Here is a 17,909-nt window from a genome sequence, read left to right as displayed (position 1 = left end):
TAAAAAAGTTCCTTGTTGCTGTATATTGCTGTTTACGAGATACTGAGAGCATTAGCAACATGCAATCAAATGAGAGGCGGGGACTATCTGTGATTTTATTGAAAACAGAAATTTGTCAATTGCTTAAAATCGATTACCCTCTTATTCAAGCCGGTATGGCGGGGGGAACGACAACTGTTGAACTTGTTGTTGGAGTTAGTAATGCAGGGGGACTCGGCACTTTAGGGGCTGCGTATATGGCCCCGAACGCTATGCGACAAGCCATCAAAGAAATTCAATCGAAAACTGACAAGTCGTTTGGTGTTAATATTTTTGCAGCCCCAGTAAAAGACGATTTTAGCCGGTTAGCAGAAGTGCAAAAAGTATTAAATCCTTTCTTTTCAGAACTAGCTATTGGCAACCTCCAGTCAACTTATTCGTCACCTAATTGGAGCGAAGAACAGTTTGCTATTTGTATTGAAGAAGGAGTACCTATTATCAGTACAGCTTTTGGCTGTTTATCTGCTGAACAGATGGCGGTGGCCAAAGCGCGAAGGGTCAAAATTATAGTGATGGTTACGACCGTAGAGGAAGCAAAACAGGCAGAGAGTTGTGGAGCAGACATTGTCGTAGCGCAAGGAAGTGAAGCGGGAGGTCACCGCGGTACGTTTTCTCTTGCTACTCATCCGTCAGGTGCACAGGTGGGTACGCTGTCTTTAGTTCCACAGGTTGCAGATGCAGTTGGAATTCCAGTCATTGCAGCAGGAGGTATTGTGGATGGACGTGGCCTTGTCGCTTCACTAGTTCTCGGGGCTCAAGGAGTTCAAATCGGTACTCGTTTCGTTAGCGCTAAAGAATCTGGAGCACATCCAGCACACAAAAAAGCGATAGTTGAAAGTGACGAGGAAAGCACAATTATAACTAAAAGCTTTTCTGGGCGACCCGCACGCGCGATTAAAAATCGCTTTATACGAGAATTTGAACAAAGCGGTATAGAGCCATTGCCATTTCCTTCTCAAAACACATTCACAAAAGATATTCGTTCAGCGGCTGCAAAATCTAACAATCCAGAATTTATGTCATTATGGGCAGGGCAATCTACTAGAGGCCTGCATAAGGAAATGGCCACCGTGGACATTGTTAGAGCTATTATAGAAGAAGCAGAAACAATTTTAAACGAATCAGGTTTGTAGAGTGAACTGGTCAAAGTGATACTCGAGTTTCCAATTCACCCATGCTATACTAATAAAAGTTATTTGAAGACGAGGAGATTAGACGAATGGAATGGAAGAATATATACCGCGGCATCTTAATGGGCATCAGTGATTTGATCCCAGGAGTCAGCGGAGGCACAATTGCGTTTATTTTAGGGATTTATGACCGATTACTAGAGTCAATCAGTGGATTTTTCAGCCGTGATTGGAAAAAATATTTAGGTTTTTTAGTGCCTCTTGGCATAGGAATTGTCATTACACTGCTAGTATTCAGTCGTGTAATTGAGTATGTATTAGAGCATTATTACGAAGCGACTCAGTTTTTCTTTATGGGGCTGATCATCGGCGTTATCCCGTATATCATGAAGCAAGCAGAAGTCAAAAAGAACTTTACTGCTAGACATTTGATTGTGTTGGGTGTAATCGGAACTGCCTTGGCAGTTACAGCTTTTATCCCGACAGAAGAAAATCTGGCACCTATTACGTCGCTGACTTTACCTGTTTTCTTTTTACTGTTTTTCTCAGGCTGGTTGGCGAGTATGGCTATGCTATTGCCAGGTATCAGTGGTTCGTTCATTCTGTTGCTACTGGGTGTCTATTCGACAGCTATCAATGCGCTCTCCACTTTGAATATTCCAATCGCTTTGGCTATTGGAGCCGGTGTGATTGTTGGCTTTATTGTCAGCAGTAAAGCCATTCAGTACTTGTTAGCGCATTTTACTTATGTGACTTACGCAGCAATTATTGGCTTGATCTTAGGTTCTTTGTTTGTTGTGTTTCCCGGGTTTTCGAGCGACTTGACTACATTAATCGCTAGCGTGGTGACGTTCGTGCTTGGACTGTCCTTTACGTTACTATTTAGTTCACCTAAAAAAACGGCAATAACAGAAGAAGTATAAGTATGTAAGAAGGTGTCATCACTTGTGATGGCACCTTCAGGCTGTCGAGAAACCTCGGCAGTTTTTTTTATCCGGGCGTTTTCTTATTTGTAGTCAATCCTTTTTCTGTTTTTTCAAAGGAATGAGCAGGGGGAAGGAACATAAGGGTGGCTGCTTTCCGTGCCCGCGGAAAGCGTCCGTCTTATGCCCGTCGAATCTACATGGGCGCTTGCGCTTTTCGGTGTCTAGCTCCAGCGCCCAGATTCTAGGGTCATAAGCCAACCCAGCTGTATGGCAAAGAGCGCCATACTGCTGGTCTGTCTTATGCCCGTCGAATCTACATGGGCGCTTGCGCTTTTCGGTGTCTAGCTCCAGCGCCCAGATTCTAGGGTCATAAGCCAACCCAGCTGTATGGCAAAGAGCGCCATACTGCTGGTCCGTCTTATGCCCGTCGAATCTACATGGGCGCTTGCGCTTTTCGGTGTCTAAAGGCTTTTTGCTTTGTTGCTGATAGGTTTGCCAGTAAAATGAAGAGTAAGAGGTGATGCATATGCGGAAACTGTTTTGGTTGATTGTTGTGTTGCTGGCGGTTTTTTTTGCACGCCCGATTTGGGAAGAACCTGTTGGGGAATATGTCGATTTGAGTTTTTTAGATTCTGTCGATCGTACAGTTGAAAATATTGTTGAACATCCAGAAGTATCACAGGCTTTTGAAGAAGCCAAAAATTTCACATCCCGCATGGGTACCGAGTTGCAGTCACTAATTGTTTCGAGTTCGGTTGAATTGCCGGAGGCTGTAGCAAAGCCTGAACTTGTTGAGACGGATTCTTTGATTGCTGTTCATAATGTCACACTTGGTATGGACAAAAAAGAAGCTCAAGAAAAGGTCGGGTTGCCGCTTCGCTTAATGCGCAATGAATACGGAACGGATTGGCACAGCTACCATCAGGATTATCAAAATTATGTGTTATTGTCTTATGACCAAAATGACAAAGTGAATGGCATGTTTACCAATCAAGATTTATTTTCCTCAAAGGAAGGCATTACGATGTTTTCTACTAAATCGGATGTCCGTTCTTTACTTGGCACGCCATTAAAAAGTCTTCAAAAAGGAAATGTTCAATATATACTGGATACCCGGGAAGAATACGATGTTTTTAAAACTGACAATACGTACACGACAATTTTTTACGATATCCATGAAGAAGATACTGTAACTGCTGTACAAGTCGTTCATGAGGAACTTGAGAAAAAACGTCCCGAAATTTATGCAGAGCCTAATGAAAAATTAAAAGAGGGCTATGAATACTTACTTTTTGAATTAACCAATTCAGCTCGTATTCAACGAAACTTACCGCTGCTGACATGGGATGAGCAGACAATGATAACGGCTCGGAAGCATAGCGATGATATGGCAGAAAACCAATATTTTAGCCACACAAATCTGGCAGGTCAATCGCCTTTTGATCGAATGAATGAAGACGGGATTGAGTTTTTTGTGGCCGGTGAAAATTTGGCATATGGTCAATACAGTGGTATTTTTGCACATGAAGGATTAATGAATTCCATAGGTCACCGTGAAAACATTCTTAAACCGGAGTTTAGGTATTTAGGAGTAGGAACGGCATTTAACTCAGAAAATCAGCCTTATTATACAGCAAATTTTTTCGATCGATAAAGTAAAGGCAGGCTGTCAATGTTGACAGCCTGCCTGTTCTGTTAATTTAATAAAAACCAAGCGAAAACAACTAGTGGGCCGACGATAAAACAATAAATAGCAAAATACTTTAATTGACCTTTTGCCATAATGTTCATGAACCACTTTAGTGAAAAATACGAAGCAACTAGAGACCCCAGAAAAGCCATGATGTAAGGAATGGCCATAGCAGCTAAGTTGTCGTCTTTAATGATATCGGTAATGCTTAAAACAGCACCACCTAAACTAATCGGGATAAACAATAAGAAAGAAAAACGCAAAGCTGTTTCTTGATTGATACCACGGGCCATCGCCGCGACAATTGTGGCGCCACTGCGGCTAATTCCCGGAATCAGTGCTACTGCTTGCGCGCCGCCAATAATAACTGCGTCTTTCATCGTCATATTGCCATCTTTTCGCTGACCACGCATATTGCGAATCCACCAAAGGCCAAAGCCCGTAACAACTAAGGTCAAGCCAACTGTCACGATGGTTGAAAGTTTGTCATCAATCGCATCTTGAAATAACAGGCCGATGATTGCAGCAGGAATAGTCGCGACCACCAAGTAAACAATAAACATGAAATCCCTTTTGGTGTCGGTATTTTTTACCGTAAAGTATTTTAAGCCGTTAACAACGAGACGTTGAACGTCCTCACGGTAAATGATCAAGACGGCAATAAGTGATGCGCTATTGACTAGCAAAGCGAAAGTTGACACACTTCCTTCAATTTGAACATCTAAAAAATACTGTGCAATTAGTAAGTGTCCACTTGAGGAGATGGGAATCGGTTCCGTAAGACCTTGGAAAAGGCCAAGAAGCAGAAATTTGAGTGTAAGCCATAGTTGGTCCATTGAAATAATTCCTCCATAGATTCATTTGTTTATTTTATCTGTTGGTGGTGTTTTTCGAGCAACAATTTCAAAACAACATAAAAAATATAATACCATATTTTCATGGTAAACTGGGTATACTATTGAAAGAAAGGGAGTGGAATGCTTGACGAACAAGCTTTGGTTTCAAGTAGGTGTAGGAATTATCTTGACTTTAGTCATTATTCGATTATTTATTGAAGTACAAGGGATCTTCGAACCTTTATTCATTATAGCAGGGACGATTTTTGTGCCGTTATTGTTGGGAGGCGTCTTATTTTATCTGACAAGACCGGTTTTGCATTTTCTGATGAAGCGAAAATTTCCGAAATGGGCTGCAGTTCTTACCGTTCTGTTGTCGATTGTTTTAGTCTTTTATTTGTTTTATATCATGATTGGTCCAATTGTTACAGGTCAAATCAATGCACTGGTAGACAATGCACCTGAAATTATACAGAGCGTTGAAGAATCCAGCCAATATGTATTTGATCAGCGAGAACGTCTTCCGGATTCCATTGAAGAGCAGTTAACCGGGATGACGAGCCAAATCGGTGACCGTCTTGGTGATATTGGTGGATGGATTGTGTCCTTTATCGGTAGCTTCGTCTCAGGTGTCATCACTTTAGTCTTAGTGCCCTTTTTCTTAGTCTACCTCTTGGTCGACCATAAGAAATTTGTACCGTTTATTTCGGGCTTTTTTTCTGGAGAGCGCAAAAGATGGGTTCGTAAAACTTTACAGGATATCGATGATACCTTACAAGCCTATATCCAAGGTCAATTGTTTGTCAGCTTCCTCGTTGGCCTCATGCTATTAATTGGTTATTTGATCATCGGTTTAGACTATGCACTGCTATTAGCTTTAATCGGTATGGCAACGAACGTCATTCCATTTTTAGGGCCTTACATTGCGGTTATTCCGGCAATACTCATTGCCCTTGTGCAAGAACCGATTATGGCCGTTTATGTAGCCATCATTATGCTCATTGCACAGCAAGTTGAAAGTAATTTCATCACACCGAACGTGATGGGTAAATCACTGGACGTTCATCCATTGACGGTCATTACATTAATCCTTGCAGCAGGAAACATTGCTGGTTTATGGGGAATCATTTTAGCGATCCCGGTATATGCCGTTATCAAAACCATTGCCAAAAATGTGTATGCAAGGCGCAATGAAATTCGTAACACTGCTACGCGTGATATTGAATAATGAGAACCTGTGAACTTTGTTCACAGGTTTTTTCTATAGAATAGAATATCTGCCTTGACGCTAAAAGGTTTACCCCCTAAACTATTAATAATGGTTGAGGGGGTAAACTATTTTGGATGGACGAATAAAAGAAGCGGTTGATCTTTTTCAGGAAGTGCTGGTTTATGGAACAGAGCGAGTGATTAAGTCGGTCGATCACCCTTTGTGGAAAGAATATTCACCTGAGCAAATCCAAATGTTAAAGCTGATTGGTACAGAACAGCAGATTACTTCATCGAGACTAGCTGTGCTGCAAGCTGTGCATAAAAGTGCAATATCCAGTCGTATTAAAAAATTGTTGCAAAAAGAAGTGATTCAAGTTGTTCAAACTGCAGATAAACGCGAGAAGTTGTTGGAACTGACAGATAAGGGGCAAGCACTTATTTTGGAGTTGGATCAAGTGCTAACAGATTACATTGAGAAGTTGATGTCTGAGAATATTGCAGACGAAGAAATAGACCAGTTTCTGACGATTTTCCGAAAACTAAAAACAATTATAAAAATGGATGGGGTGTAATACGTGCACAATGTATTAAAATTTAAATGGCCAATTACGATAGGCTTAATTGTATTGACGGTGGTCTTGTTCTTATTGGCACCGAACTTAACAAAGCAAGCAGAAGATGCAGGATCGTTTCAATTATCGGATGAAGCATCATCGCAACTTGCTTCAAAAATTTTGAGCGACGCGGATGCTGCGGAACAAACCATTTCGCTTGTTATCCCATTAGAAAACAAGATAACAGATGCCACTCGACAAACACTGGAGCAAATGGTGACGGACATCGAAGCATTAGGTGAGCCCATAACCAGTGTATTAAATCCTGTTGAAAGTAAAGAGTTGGAAGAACAATTGATTTCAGAAGATGGGCAAACGGTTTTAATGCCGATTATGGTTGATGGTACGAACGAAGAAGTAAACGCAGTTGCTGATACAATTAGAGAAACCATCATTCCTAAAGATTTGACTGCTTATATAACAGGCGAAGCAATCATTGGTAATGATGTCAATATTAGCGCACAAGAAGGCTTGAAGCGTACAGAAATCATTACGGTTGTTTTGATTTTTGGTTTATTGCTGGCAGTGTTCCGCTCGATTGTGACACCGTTCATTCCACTTGTGGCAGTCGGAATCTCGTATTTATTGAGTCAATCGATTGTGGCATTTTTCATCGACTGGTTCGGATTTCCGGTTTCTAACTATACACAAATATTCCTCGTAGCGATTTTATTCGGTATCGGAACAGATTACTGTATTTTGTTGTTGAGCCGCTACAAAGAGGAATTATCGGCTGGACACGGTGTGGAACAATCCATTATTAATACGTATAAAACAGCCGGAAGAACTTTGTTGATTAGTGGAATTGCCGTATTTATCGGATTTTTCGCCATTGGCTTTGCTGAATTTCCAATCTTCAAATCAGCAGTAGCGGTCGCGGTTGGTATATTTGTTCTATTACTTGTGCTGTACACGATTGTTCCGTTTTTCATGTCTTTACTGAAAGAAAAATTATTCTGGCCAGCGAAAAAATCTGCTTCTCATAGCGATAGTAAGCTCTGGATCACCATGAGTAAACTGTCGATTAACCGACCATTGCTGTCAATGCTAGTAGTGGCTTTGATCACAGTCCCGTTATTATTTACGTACGATAATTCTTTATCGTTTAACACGGTGGACGAAATCGGTTCGGAATATGAGTCGGTGAAAGGCTTGCGTGCAATTGAAGAAGGCTTTGGCAAAGGGGATTCATTGCCAGTTCAAGTCATTGTCAAATCAGCTGATTCGTTAACAGAACGATCAACTGTTCCTTATTTTGAATCATTAAGTGCAGAGATTGAAAAAATTGATGGCGTTGAAACAGTACGATCGATTACTCGCCCTACCGGTGAGGTAATTGACGAACTTTACGTAGACGAGCAACTTGGCTTATTGGCTGATGGACTTGGTGAAGCGCGTGATGGACTTGGTGAAGTACAAACAGGGCTGACAGAAGTTCAAACCAATCTAACGGCTATTAGCGAACAAGCGGGAAATTCCGCAGGCTTGACTGAGGCAGCTGCAGGGCTTGGCCAAATCAATCAACAACTAGGTCAAGTGTCACAAGGACTTCAGTTAACAGGCAATATTCCTCAAACTATCGGTGCGTTAACGCAAATCAGTGGAGGATTAACAGAGATTCAACAAGGCTTGGCTGGAGCAGCTGGTCAAACTGCCGAACTTAGTGCAGGATTAACACAGTTAGCAGAAGGTGTTGGCGCTTCAAACGCTGGACTTGCTGAAATTGAAACTGGTTTAACAGAAGCAGTCGACATGATGCAAGAAATGAGTGATAGTGAATCGGTGCGTGACACCGGCTTATTCATTCCAGAAGGAACACTCGAAGGCGAAGACTTTGAGCAAGTATTGGATCGCTATTCTTTTGCAGATGGCACAGGAATGATGATGGAAGTCATCTTGTCAGAAGATCCTTACTCTCATGAGGCAATTGATATTACGGCTGAAATTAAAGAAACAGTAGCACGTACAGTGGCAGGAACGCCGCTTGAAGACGCGGAAATCGCATTTAGCGGAATTTCGAGCATCAATAGTGACTTAGAAGAAGTTTCATCTAGTGACTTTACGAATACAGTCATTATCATGTTAATCAGCTTGTTTGTTGTCCTAGCCATTTTGTTCCGTTCATTGATTATGCCGTTATATATGATCGGATCTTTATTGTTGACGTATTACACATCAATTTCCATTGCGGAATTGATCTTTGTCAATGGTCTCGGCTTTGACGGAATTAGCTGGGCAGTACCATTCTTTGGTTTTGTTATGTTAGTGGCGTTAGGAGTCGACTATTCAATTTTCTTACTCGACCGTTTCCGTGAAGAATCCTCGAATGGTGTTACGGTTCGCGACGCAATGCGTACATCAATGGCGAAGATGGGGACAGTCATTATTACAGCTGCCATCATCCTTGCAGGTACGTTCGGTGCCATGATGCCGTCTGGTGTTTTGAGTCTCGTACAAATCGCGACAATCGTTATTACAGGATTATTATTGTACGGACTGATTGTCTTGCCATTGTTAATACCCGCGATTTCAGTATCCTTTGACCGCGGAGTTTGGTGGCCGTTTGGCAAGAAAAAGTAATTAAGTAAGTCTTAGTGTTGCTAAAACAAAAGCTGCGTTCGCGCAGCTTTTTTCTATGGATGTAGGATTACGCTCAGCGTGTTATACTGAGTGGTAATTAAAAATGTATAGGTGTAACTATATATGTCTGCAGGCTTCATGAGAAGAAAGTGGATTTATGTCTTAGATCTTTCTAAGATTTTTGCTGAACAAAGTGAAACTAAGAAACGAGGTAATGAGATTGTTAACATTTGAACAAAAATTAGAAATCATTGAATCTTTTCCGGGACTAACAAGAAAAGACGTGTCGATGAAGCGCGTGAACTTTCATTACGAAGAAAGCCTATACGACAAGAAAATTGCTGTTTATCACTTGCATCCAACAGGCAACGGTTTTGTTTATGTCGGCAACTTGCCGCATTACGATGCTGACAAAAAAGGCTTTGTTAATGTTCGTGATTTTTCTGAAAAGGAACTGCGCAGCATATTAGCAGATTCCTTGGATTACCTTTCTTTAGAGCCAGAACCGCCATACGACAAGACGTGGGTGAACCGCGATAATGAGAAACTAGACTTGGTTTACGAAGAGCCTTTCTGGAATATCTACACAGGTAAAAACTTAGAAGAAAGCTTCGGGACTTTTGATAATGCTGAAGACTACCTAATCGATCAAGGCTTTAAAGAAAAGAAATAATGGAATTCCGTCTACTGCAGGCTCATGAACCGCTGCCGATGGAGTTATTGCTAGAAGCGGATCCTTCAGAAAGATTGGTTCGTGCCTATTGTGCAGTTGGCTGGTGCATGATTGGAGAACAAGAAGGTTCCGTGATTAGCGTATGCGTTCTGCTCGTTCTATCGGATAGCACCATTGAAATCAAGAATCTAGCAGTGGCGGAAAGTTTCCGCGGCCAAGGCTATGGACGGAGGCTTTTGCAGCATGCTTTAGCAGAAGCGCTACACCGTAATTTTCAGTTTGTGGAAATTGGAACGGGTAATTCAAGTATGGACCAGCTTGCATTTTATCAAAAATGTGGATTTCGCTTCCATGCCATCGATTCAGATTTTTTCATACGGAATTATCCGGAACCTATTTTTGAAAATGGTATCGAATGTCGGGATATGATTAGGCTTCGTTATACGATAAACAACTAACCACGCTTTAGGTATTCAGTCAGCCATAAAAAGAAGAGCCTTGTGCTCTTCTTTTTTATGGCAAATTAGAGGTAAAAAATTAGGTTTTTCGGTATGCTAAAGAGAAGGGGTGAGAACATGTTCAAAAAAGTGACCTTATACACAAATCAGTTAGTGGATATGAAAGGATTCTATGAATACCAATTAGGCTTTCGAATTGTTGAAGAAAATGAAACGAGCTTTACTTTGTCAATTGGGGAATCTCAATTAGTTTTTCAGGAATCAGAAAGACCAGCTATCTATCACTTTGCACTGAACATACCAGGCAATCAGTATACGCTTGCTAAACACTGGGCCAGTGAACGGGTCACTTTAAATCGTCAAGAAGGCATGGACGAAGTGTTCTACGCTAATTTTGATGCAGATGCATTTTATTTTCAAGATCCTGCGGGTAACGTCGTCGAATTTATTGCGCGGCGTAGCGTTGATCGTATGGGTAATTTTACAGTAGACTCTCTGCTCGATATTAGCGAAGTAAGCATGACTACGCCGTATGTTGAAGAAGTTGGTGAGCTAATCGAGCAAATGGACATTCCAGTTCGTGGTAACAAAGGCATTGATGCGAAGTCGTTGAACTTTCTCGGAAGCGGGCATGCCTTTATCATTCTCGTAGCACCAAAACGCACTTGGTATTTCTCTAAACAAAAAAGCGAAACCCATCCGTTAGCAATCGAATTGCGTGATGGTCGTCAAATTAGCATGACAGAGGAAGGGCGATTCCAGCAAGAAAAGCCGGACAACCCGATTATGGGCAAGATGGAAGAAATCGATTTTTCAGGTGTCGTTTATCTACAAAAAGAGCAAATGTGGACAGCCGCAAGAGGCTTTGCCAATCGTGCTGATGAACGGCCAAATGCCGTGGATACAAGGTTCGGTATAGCTTCTGGCAGCAAACTGTTTACCGCTGTTGTAGTGTGCCAATTGGTGGGCGAAGGAAAGCTCGATTTCAGCAATACATTATCTGAATTACTGCCGCACGATTTTCCGCAATTCGATGTCACCATTCATCAATTATTGACGCATACATCGGGTATGCCCGATTATTTTGATGAACAGATAGAAGGTGATTTCGAGGATTTATGGAAGAAACAACCGATGTATTTGATGCAAACTGCTTCAGATTTTATTCCTTTATTTAAAAATTTGCCCGTGATGTTTGAGCCTGGTGAAAGGTTTCACTACAACAATGCGGGATTTATTGCACTTGGTTTGATTATTGAAAAAGTTACTGGCCAAGAATTTGCTGAAGTCGTAGAAGAACGGATTTTTGCTCCTGCACAGATGAAGCGTTCAGGTTACTTCTATTTGGACCGATTGCCCGCTCACACGGCTATTGGCTATGTAGAAGAAGCGGATTTTTGGCGTACCAATCAATACGCCCTACCAATCCGTGGAGGCGCTGACGGTGGAGCATACGTCACTGCAGGCGATATGGCGAATTTTTGGAAGTGTTTGATGGATGGAACCTTGTTGAGCAGAGAAATGCTGAGCGCAATGCTTCAAGTTCATGCATCTGGAGAAAACGGGGATTATGGCTACGGAATCTGGATTCAAGGCCGTGCGAATAGTGTTTCAAAATACCATATTATGGGCTATGATCCTGGTGTCAGTTTTCATTCAGCATTTTACCCGGAAGAAGCGAGCGTGTTAACAGTCTTATCGAATAAAAACTCGGGAGCGCGCGACATCATCAAAACCATTGAAGAGTTGAAGATTGAAAAGGAGTGAAGAGATGACTGGAAAAAAGTTGGTGCTTGGAATCGTTTTCAGCACAGTTGGATTAAGCATTTTAATTTTTGGGATCTTTCAACTTTATTTTTGGTTGAATTGAAAAAAGAATATCCTGTAAGTCTTTCATATAAAACAGTCGAAGAAAAAGAGTCTCTTTTTCTTCGACTGTTTTTTGGATTGTATGCAAAAGGGGCTGTCCCACAACGTCATTGTTCATGACCTTGTGGGACAGCCCCTTTAAAAATAATAATAAAAAATGAACTCTTCCGAAGAAGAGTTCATTGATAAGTTAAATTAAGCTTTTTGAACGTTAGTAGCTTGAAGACCGCGTTGGCCTTGCTCGATATCAAACGTTACTTCTTGACCTTCGTCAAGTGATTTAAAGCCTTCGCTTTGGATTGCAGAGAAATGTACGAATACATCGTCGCCGCCTTCGCGTTCGATGAAGCCAAATCCTTTTTCTGAGTTAAACCATTTTACTTTACCTTGTTCCATGTGTATTTCCTCCTCGTATGCGTGAGCATACATTGTATTACTATCCTTGCTCAAATCTTGCAGATGAACATCTGACACTTCGTAAAAAGTTATCCGAACAAAAATAATTCTTCCTTAGAATAACACGGGGTTACATATATTGCAAGTGATTATGAAATATTCTTTTTGCTACAGTCTAGATTCCTTGTGTATGATAATGAAAAGTCAAAGAAAAAAGTAGTGAGGAGGATGCAGTATGGAGAGAATTATAGTGCTCGGCGTTTCATCTGGTGTTGGCAAATCAAGCTTTGCAAGAAGGTTGGCTGAACAATTAGCAATACCCGTCTATCACTTAGATACGTATTTTTGGAAGCCGGGGTGGGTGGAAAGTAGTCATGAAGAATTTAGTGAAAATCAAAAGAACTTAGTTGACCAGCAATGCTGGATTATTGAAGGCAACTATTCGACCACCTATGACATTCGTCGGAAACGAGCAGATACAATCATCTATTTGGAGCGTCCTCTTGCTGTTTGTCTGTATCGTGTAGTTAAGCGAAGAATCATGTACCACGGAAAAAATCGCCCGGATATGGCAAGTGGCTGTCCAGAAAAACTAGATAGAGGATTTTTTACGTTTATTATTTCTACGTATCGTGCGAGAAAAGTGAAAATGAGAAAACGGCTAGCACAGTTTATAGAAGAAAGTCCTCAGAACAGCGTCTTTTTTTTGCGCAATCAACAAGATATTGACGAATTTTTAAAAGAGAAAGCCACAATGTCTATTTCAGATTCCTAGAAAAATTTTCTGCTCAATGAGTTAATAAGAAAATGTGCAGACGTTAACAGGTGGAAGTGGTATTCTAAAGCTATCTAAATAGATGGAGGGGAATGGCTAATGAAGTTGCTGCATGAAGGCACAATAACAAACCAAGTGCTTCATAAAAAACTTCCTTTTTCAATGAAGCGCCTATACTTGGAAGATTTACCTGTGATCGAACAGGTTCAAGCAAAAGTAATGGAATCGCTTTCCGAAAAGGCTACGCTTCAAGCTTTAACTACCGAAGAGTTCTTGTTTATCCTCAATCAGAAAGGTTTGCTGATAGGGGCATTTGTCGAGAATGAGTTGATTGGTTTTAGAGCATTACTAATTCCAGAAATTGACGAGGAGCATTTGGGATGGGATATTGGTCTATCACCAGAGGAGTTGCCGAAAGTGATTTACCAAGAAATTTCTGTGGTGATGCCTGAATACCGCGGTAACCGCTTGCAGCAAAAATTGGCCGAAGTTATCATGAAAGAATTGCCTAATCTTGAAGATGAGTTTCGCTATATTTGCTGTACGGTTGCGCCAATGAATATTCCAAGTTTGAAAGACAAGTTTACACAGGCAATGTATATAGCTGCCTTAAAAGAAAAGTATGCAGGATTGGTTCGCTATATCCTGGTGAAAGATTTAGAAAACCCAGTCGCTCACTATACCAGCCATGTCACGGTAAAGTTAGATGATCTGAAAAAGCAACAACAATTGCTTGACGAAGGATACGTAGGCATTGATTTTCAGCTAGTGCACGGCTTTTATGAACTTCAGTTTGCAAAACCCGTTCTGTAAAAAGAACGGGTTTTTTTGTGTATTTCAAATGATTCTGAAACTTCTTCCTGTATTATTCGTACTACTAAGTAATGTGGAAATCATTTTACTTGAATGGGAGGTTTTGGAATGGAGGTTTTTGGTTTTCCGATGGAACAACTCTATATGTACATTCTGCTTGCAGCCGGTGCATTAACTGTTTTATGTGTTTTTTTTGGCGAAGTCGCCGAATTTGGAGAAGGATTTCCGGTGTTTAATCCAATTGTGATTCTTGCATTTGTGACGATGGGCTCCGCAATCGGCTTTTTGTTAGAAACGGCGACCACATTTGACGAATGGTCAGTATTAGGAATTGCTGTAGTAGCGGCAGTGTTATTAGATCTTTTACTTTATTTTTTTATTTTATTGCCATTGTCTTCTGCCGAATCATCTATTGCTTATTCAGAAGATTCGTTACCTGGTCAAGTGGCCAATGTCATCACTCCAATTCCTGTCGATGGTTACGGCGAAGTAGTCCTAGAAACCTACGCGGGAATGATTTCAAAGCGTGCAGCGGGCTATGACAATGAAGCCATTGGTCAAGACGAGAAAGTACTGATTGTTGAAGTAAATGACGGCACTTTATACGTTCGAGCTTACGTGCCAGTAAATTTTGGAAAGAAAACAAAAATGGCTAGGGGGATTTGAAATGGAGATGGGCTTGATCGCATTGGGAGTTGCTGGCTTTGTTTTATTGGCGATTGTCGGAGTTTATATTACTAAATACAAGACTGTAGGGCCGGATGAAGCGCTGATTGTGACAGGTAGTTATTTGGGGTCGAAGAATGTGCATACCGACGATTCAGGAAATCGAATCAAGATTATACGCGGAGGAGGAACGTTCCTGTTACCGGTATTCCAGCAAGCGGCTCCTTTGAGCTTATTGTCTAGCAAGTTGGAAGTAACAACACCTGAAGTTTATACAGAGCAAGGCGTGCCGGTTATGGCGGATGGAACTGCAATCATTAAAATCGGCGGCTCTATCTCAGAAATAGCAACAGCTGCTGAGCAATTCCTTGGAAAATCAAAAGAAGACCGAGAAAACGAAGCAAAAGAAGTGCTAGAAGGTCATTTACGTTCGATACTTGGTTCAATGACAGTTGAAGAGATTTATAAAAACCGCGATAAGTTTTCACAAGAAGTGCAGCGTGTCGCGTCGCATGACTTAGCAAAAATGGGCCTTATTATCGTTTCGTTTACAATCAAAGACGTTCGAGATAAAAACGGTTATTTGGATTCGTTGGGGAAAGCACGAATCGCCCAAGTAAAACGAGATGCCGATATTTCAACAGCAGAGTCTGAAATGCAGACGCGCATTAAACGTGCTGAAGCAGGGAAAGATGCTCAGCGTGCTGAAATTGAACGGGCGACAGAAATTGCCGAAGCAGAAAAAGAAAATTTGCTAAAAGTAGCTGAATATCGACGGGAGCAAGATATCGCAAAAGCTCGTGCCGATCAAGCGTACGAACTTGAAACAGCAAAAGCCAAGCAGGAAGTTGTCGAACAGGAGATGCAAATTCAAATTATCGAACGACAAAAACAGATTGAATTAGAAGAAAAAGAAATTCAGCGTCGTGAACGACAATACGATTCTGAAGTAAAGAAAAAAGCAGATGCGGACCGCTATTCGGTTGAACAAGCGGCAGAAGCAGAAAAGTCTAAGCAATTGGCAGATGCAGACGCCCAGAAATACCGCGTGGAAGCAATGGCAAAAGCCGATGCAGAGAAAATCCGCTTAGATGGCCAAGCGCGAGCAGATTCCCAGCGCGCGCAAGGAGAATCAGAAGCGGACATCATCCGCTTACGTGGGTTAGCAGAAGCTGAAGCGAAACGGAAAATTGCTGAAGCTTTTGAAATGTATGGCCAGGCAGCGACACTAGATATGATTGTCAAAATGTTACCGGAATATGCCCGAGAAATCGCTAGCCCACTCGCCAATATTGATAAGATTACGGTTGTGGATACGGGTAGCGGTGAAGGTGGCGGTGCCAATAAAGTAACTTCGTATGCAACCAACTTAATGTCCACATTGCAAGAAACGCTAAAAGAATCTTCCGGAATTGATGTGCGAGAAATGTTGGAGAACTTAACAGGGAAATCGGAATATGCACAAACAATTGAACAGCTACGGTATGAACTGGCTGAAAAAGAGCAACCTGCAAAGAAAATAGAAGTGTAAAAAGCAGAAAAACCTTTACTCGAATTGTTTTGAGTAAAGGCTTTTTTGATTTCTGTGAAATGATAGAAAATAACTTTATTTCAGAAAAGTTAAATTAAAACTGTTTGCGATGCAAGACGGAAATGATAGAATAATGATACATATCCCTGTGAAACCATAGGTATTTGACTTGAATTTTCCTTGAGGAGCCTTTTAATGGATATACAACTTTGCACGATTCCTTCTTTTCCGATCCTTATGCAATTTGGACCTAAAAAATCAACAATCAGCTCGATTGAGTACAATTCCACATTAGTTACTCCAGGTTGTGCTTTCTTTTGCGTGCTTGGCGAACACACAGATGGACATTTATATATCAACGAGGCCATTGCTGGAGGAGCCACAACAATTATCGGATCCGATAAACTGTTACTAACTGAACATGCAAAAAAACAACCCAATCTATCTTTCGCGGTAGTTGCGGACGTTCGGATGGCACTTGCCTATATGTCTGATTTTTTTTATCACTCGCCTCAAGAAGATTTAATCAAGGTTGCTGTTACGGGAACTAATGGTAAAACAACTACAGCTACTTATGTCTACGATTTGTTCAATCTTCTTGGCATTTCCTGTGGATTTATCGGGACGACCGGAATTTTAAGAACGGATGGCAAGATTCCTTTTTTTAAAAGCACTCCCACGACGCCAATTTCTTCTGATCTCCATAAAATTTTTGCGCGTTTTGTATTGGAAAAAGATCGTGCAGTAGCAATGGAGGTCACTTCTATTGCATTAGATCAAAAACGCGTCGAAGGGATTCGTTTTGATGTAGCGATTCATACCAACATTTCGGAAGAGCATTTGGAATATCATAAGACATTTGATCATTACCTTCAATCCAAATTAATGTTGTTTAAACAGTCTAAAGCGGCTGTAATCAACATAGATGACGAAGGCATGGCTAAAGAGATTTTGGAGGTTGTTCACTATCCTCATTTAACATACAGCAACCAAATGGATTCTAGTGCCGATTTGATTTGGACGGCTTGTGAATCTTCAGACACGGGCTTGAAATTTGATTTATATTACGAAGAGGAGTGTTGGCCAATTCACGTACCTCTTTTCGGCGAATACAATGCGGCCAATTTAACGGCGGCGATTGGTGCGGCTCTTTTATCGGGCGTCCGTATAGAAGAGATTTTGGCGGTTTTGCCGAAGATGTCTCAAGTGGAAGGGCGCTTTCAAGTAATCCAAGGTCCTGAAAATCGGAAAATCATCTTGGATTATGCCCATACACCTGTCGCCTTGTCGGCCGTCTTGCAAGAAGTTAAGAAATTATCGCATAATCGACTGATTGCACTTATCGCAGGTATTGGTATACGGGATTTTTCAAAAATGCCGAAGATGGCCAAAGCAGCTGAAGGCAAAGCGGATGTTCTTGTGGTAACTGTGGATCATCCTGGTTCTCATGAGCCCAGCTTAGTAATTGATGCGGTGTTAAAAGGCTTTACAGTACCTTACAAGCAACGCGTAGTGACAGCGGAGTCGAGGCGTGAGGCGGTTCTAGCAGCTCTTCAAGAAAGTGGACCGGATGATTTAGTACTGCTATCCAGTGGCTCAATCAACGGAGCGCAAATCGTCAAAGGAAAATATATTCCGCATTCTGATGAAGCGATTATAGAAGAATTTTTCAGTAGCAAAACCAGCGACTTTTAACTCGAA

At 41.3% G+C, this 17,909-nt stretch carries 16 protein-coding genes and 1 pseudogene; 15 read left to right on the top strand and 2 right to left on the bottom strand.

The window, feature by feature from the left end; translation table 11 throughout:
* Positions 1-89 precede the first annotated feature (89 nt).
* The 3 genes from QMF37_RS05805 (at position 90) to QMF37_RS05795 (ending at position 3,749) form a co-directional block, all read left to right on the top strand.
* Positions 90-1,172 (top strand): NAD(P)H-dependent flavin oxidoreductase, encoded by a 1,083-nt coding sequence (locus tag QMF37_RS05805; RefSeq protein ID WP_143039508.1) that lies wholly within the window; start codon positions 90-92, stop codon positions 1,170-1,172.
* A gap of 86 nt (positions 1,173-1,258) precedes the next feature.
* Entirely contained in the window at positions 1,259-2,092 is an 834-nt protein-coding gene (locus tag QMF37_RS05800; RefSeq protein ID WP_071153470.1) for a DUF368 domain-containing protein, read from the top strand.
* A gap of 529 nt (positions 2,093-2,621) precedes the next feature.
* Entirely contained in the window at positions 2,622-3,749 is a 1,128-nt protein-coding gene (locus QMF37_RS05795; protein WP_283477160.1) for a CAP domain-containing protein, read from the top strand.
* 41 nt (positions 3,750-3,790) lie between these two features.
* Here the strand turns inward: QMF37_RS05795 and QMF37_RS05790 are convergent, their stop codons facing one another.
* On the bottom strand, positions 3,791-4,621 hold the full coding sequence (locus tag QMF37_RS05790) for an undecaprenyl-diphosphate phosphatase (protein ID WP_283477158.1): 831 nt from the start codon (positions 4,619-4,621) through the stop codon (positions 3,791-3,793).
* 145 nt (positions 4,622-4,766) lie between these two features.
* Between QMF37_RS05790 and QMF37_RS05785 the strand changes: the two genes are divergently transcribed.
* From QMF37_RS05785 to QMF37_RS18265, 7 genes and pseudogenes are all read left to right on the top strand, one after another.
* Positions 4,767-5,849: an AI-2E family transporter gene (locus tag QMF37_RS05785; protein ID WP_071153473.1), complete on the top strand. Its 1,083-nt coding sequence runs from the start codon at positions 4,767-4,769 to the stop codon at positions 5,847-5,849.
* A gap of 112 nt (positions 5,850-5,961) precedes the next feature.
* Complete coding sequence (locus QMF37_RS05780) at positions 5,962-6,405, top strand: MarR family winged helix-turn-helix transcriptional regulator (protein WP_058386484.1); 444 nt, start codon at positions 5,962-5,964, stop codon at positions 6,403-6,405.
* 3 nt (positions 6,406-6,408) lie between these two features.
* The gene (locus tag QMF37_RS05775; RefSeq protein ID WP_283477155.1) at positions 6,409-9,027 is read left to right on the top strand and encodes an MMPL family transporter; all 2,619 of its coding nucleotides are present in this window, start codon (positions 6,409-6,411) and stop codon (positions 9,025-9,027) included.
* A gap of 220 nt (positions 9,028-9,247) precedes the next feature.
* A complete protein-coding gene (locus QMF37_RS05770) occupies positions 9,248-9,700 on the top strand; it encodes a hypothetical protein (RefSeq protein WP_078080090.1) in 453 nt (150 codons plus the stop codon).
* Positions 9,700-10,158 (top strand): GNAT family N-acetyltransferase, encoded by a 459-nt coding sequence (locus QMF37_RS05765; protein WP_283477152.1) that lies wholly within the window; start codon positions 9,700-9,702, stop codon positions 10,156-10,158. The genes QMF37_RS05770 and QMF37_RS05765 overlap by 1 nt, the downstream gene beginning before the upstream one ends.
* A 93-nt stretch (positions 10,159-10,251) precedes the next feature.
* Positions 10,252-10,809, top strand: a pseudogene (locus QMF37_RS18270) (serine hydrolase); the annotation flags it as partial.
* A 135-nt stretch (positions 10,810-10,944) separates the two neighbouring features.
* On the top strand, positions 10,945-11,925 hold the full coding sequence (locus QMF37_RS18265; protein ID WP_283477433.1) for a serine hydrolase domain-containing protein: 981 nt from the start codon (positions 10,945-10,947) through the stop codon (positions 11,923-11,925).
* 297 nt (positions 11,926-12,222) lie between these two features.
* On the opposite strand, the gene QMF37_RS05750 is transcribed toward QMF37_RS18265, so the two are convergent.
* The gene (locus QMF37_RS05750) at positions 12,223-12,423 is read right to left on the bottom strand and encodes a cold-shock protein (RefSeq protein ID WP_006830093.1); all 201 of its coding nucleotides are present in this window, start codon (positions 12,421-12,423) and stop codon (positions 12,223-12,225) included.
* A gap of 235 nt (positions 12,424-12,658) precedes the next feature.
* On the opposite strand from QMF37_RS05750, the gene QMF37_RS05745 reads away from it, so the two are divergent.
* From QMF37_RS05745 to QMF37_RS05725, 5 genes are all read left to right on the top strand, one after another.
* A complete protein-coding gene (locus QMF37_RS05745) occupies positions 12,659-13,198 on the top strand; it encodes a P-loop NTPase family protein (protein ID WP_283477141.1) in 540 nt (179 codons plus the stop codon).
* Positions 13,199-13,297: 99 nt separating this feature from the next.
* Positions 13,298-14,011 carry a hypothetical protein gene (locus QMF37_RS05740; protein ID WP_071153479.1) on the top strand — a complete coding sequence of 238 codons (714 nt, stop codon included), beginning with the start codon at positions 13,298-13,300 and terminating at the stop codon, positions 14,009-14,011.
* A gap of 108 nt (positions 14,012-14,119) precedes the next feature.
* Positions 14,120-14,677, top strand: coding sequence for an NfeD family membrane protein (locus tag QMF37_RS05735; RefSeq protein WP_071153480.1), 558 nt, complete (start codon positions 14,120-14,122; stop codon positions 14,675-14,677).
* A 1-nt stretch (position 14,678) separates the two neighbouring features.
* Positions 14,679-16,208: a flotillin family protein gene (locus QMF37_RS05730; RefSeq protein WP_058386477.1), complete on the top strand. Its 1,530-nt coding sequence runs from the start codon at positions 14,679-14,681 to the stop codon at positions 16,206-16,208.
* A gap of 195 nt (positions 16,209-16,403) precedes the next feature.
* Complete coding sequence (locus QMF37_RS05725; RefSeq protein ID WP_283477138.1) at positions 16,404-17,903, top strand: UDP-N-acetylmuramoyl-L-alanyl-D-glutamate--2,6-diaminopimelate ligase; 1,500 nt, start codon at positions 16,404-16,406, stop codon at positions 17,901-17,903.
* Positions 17,904-17,909: the final 6 nt, after the last annotated feature.

The sequence above is a fragment of the Planococcus sp. S3-L1 genome, from assembly GCF_030063085.1.
In the GTDB taxonomy this organism is placed as follows: Bacteria; Bacillota; Bacilli; order Bacillales_A; family Planococcaceae; genus Planococcus; species Planococcus kocurii.
Note: the sequence above shows the minus strand (reverse complement) of the source record. Positions and strands in the feature narration are given on the sequence as shown.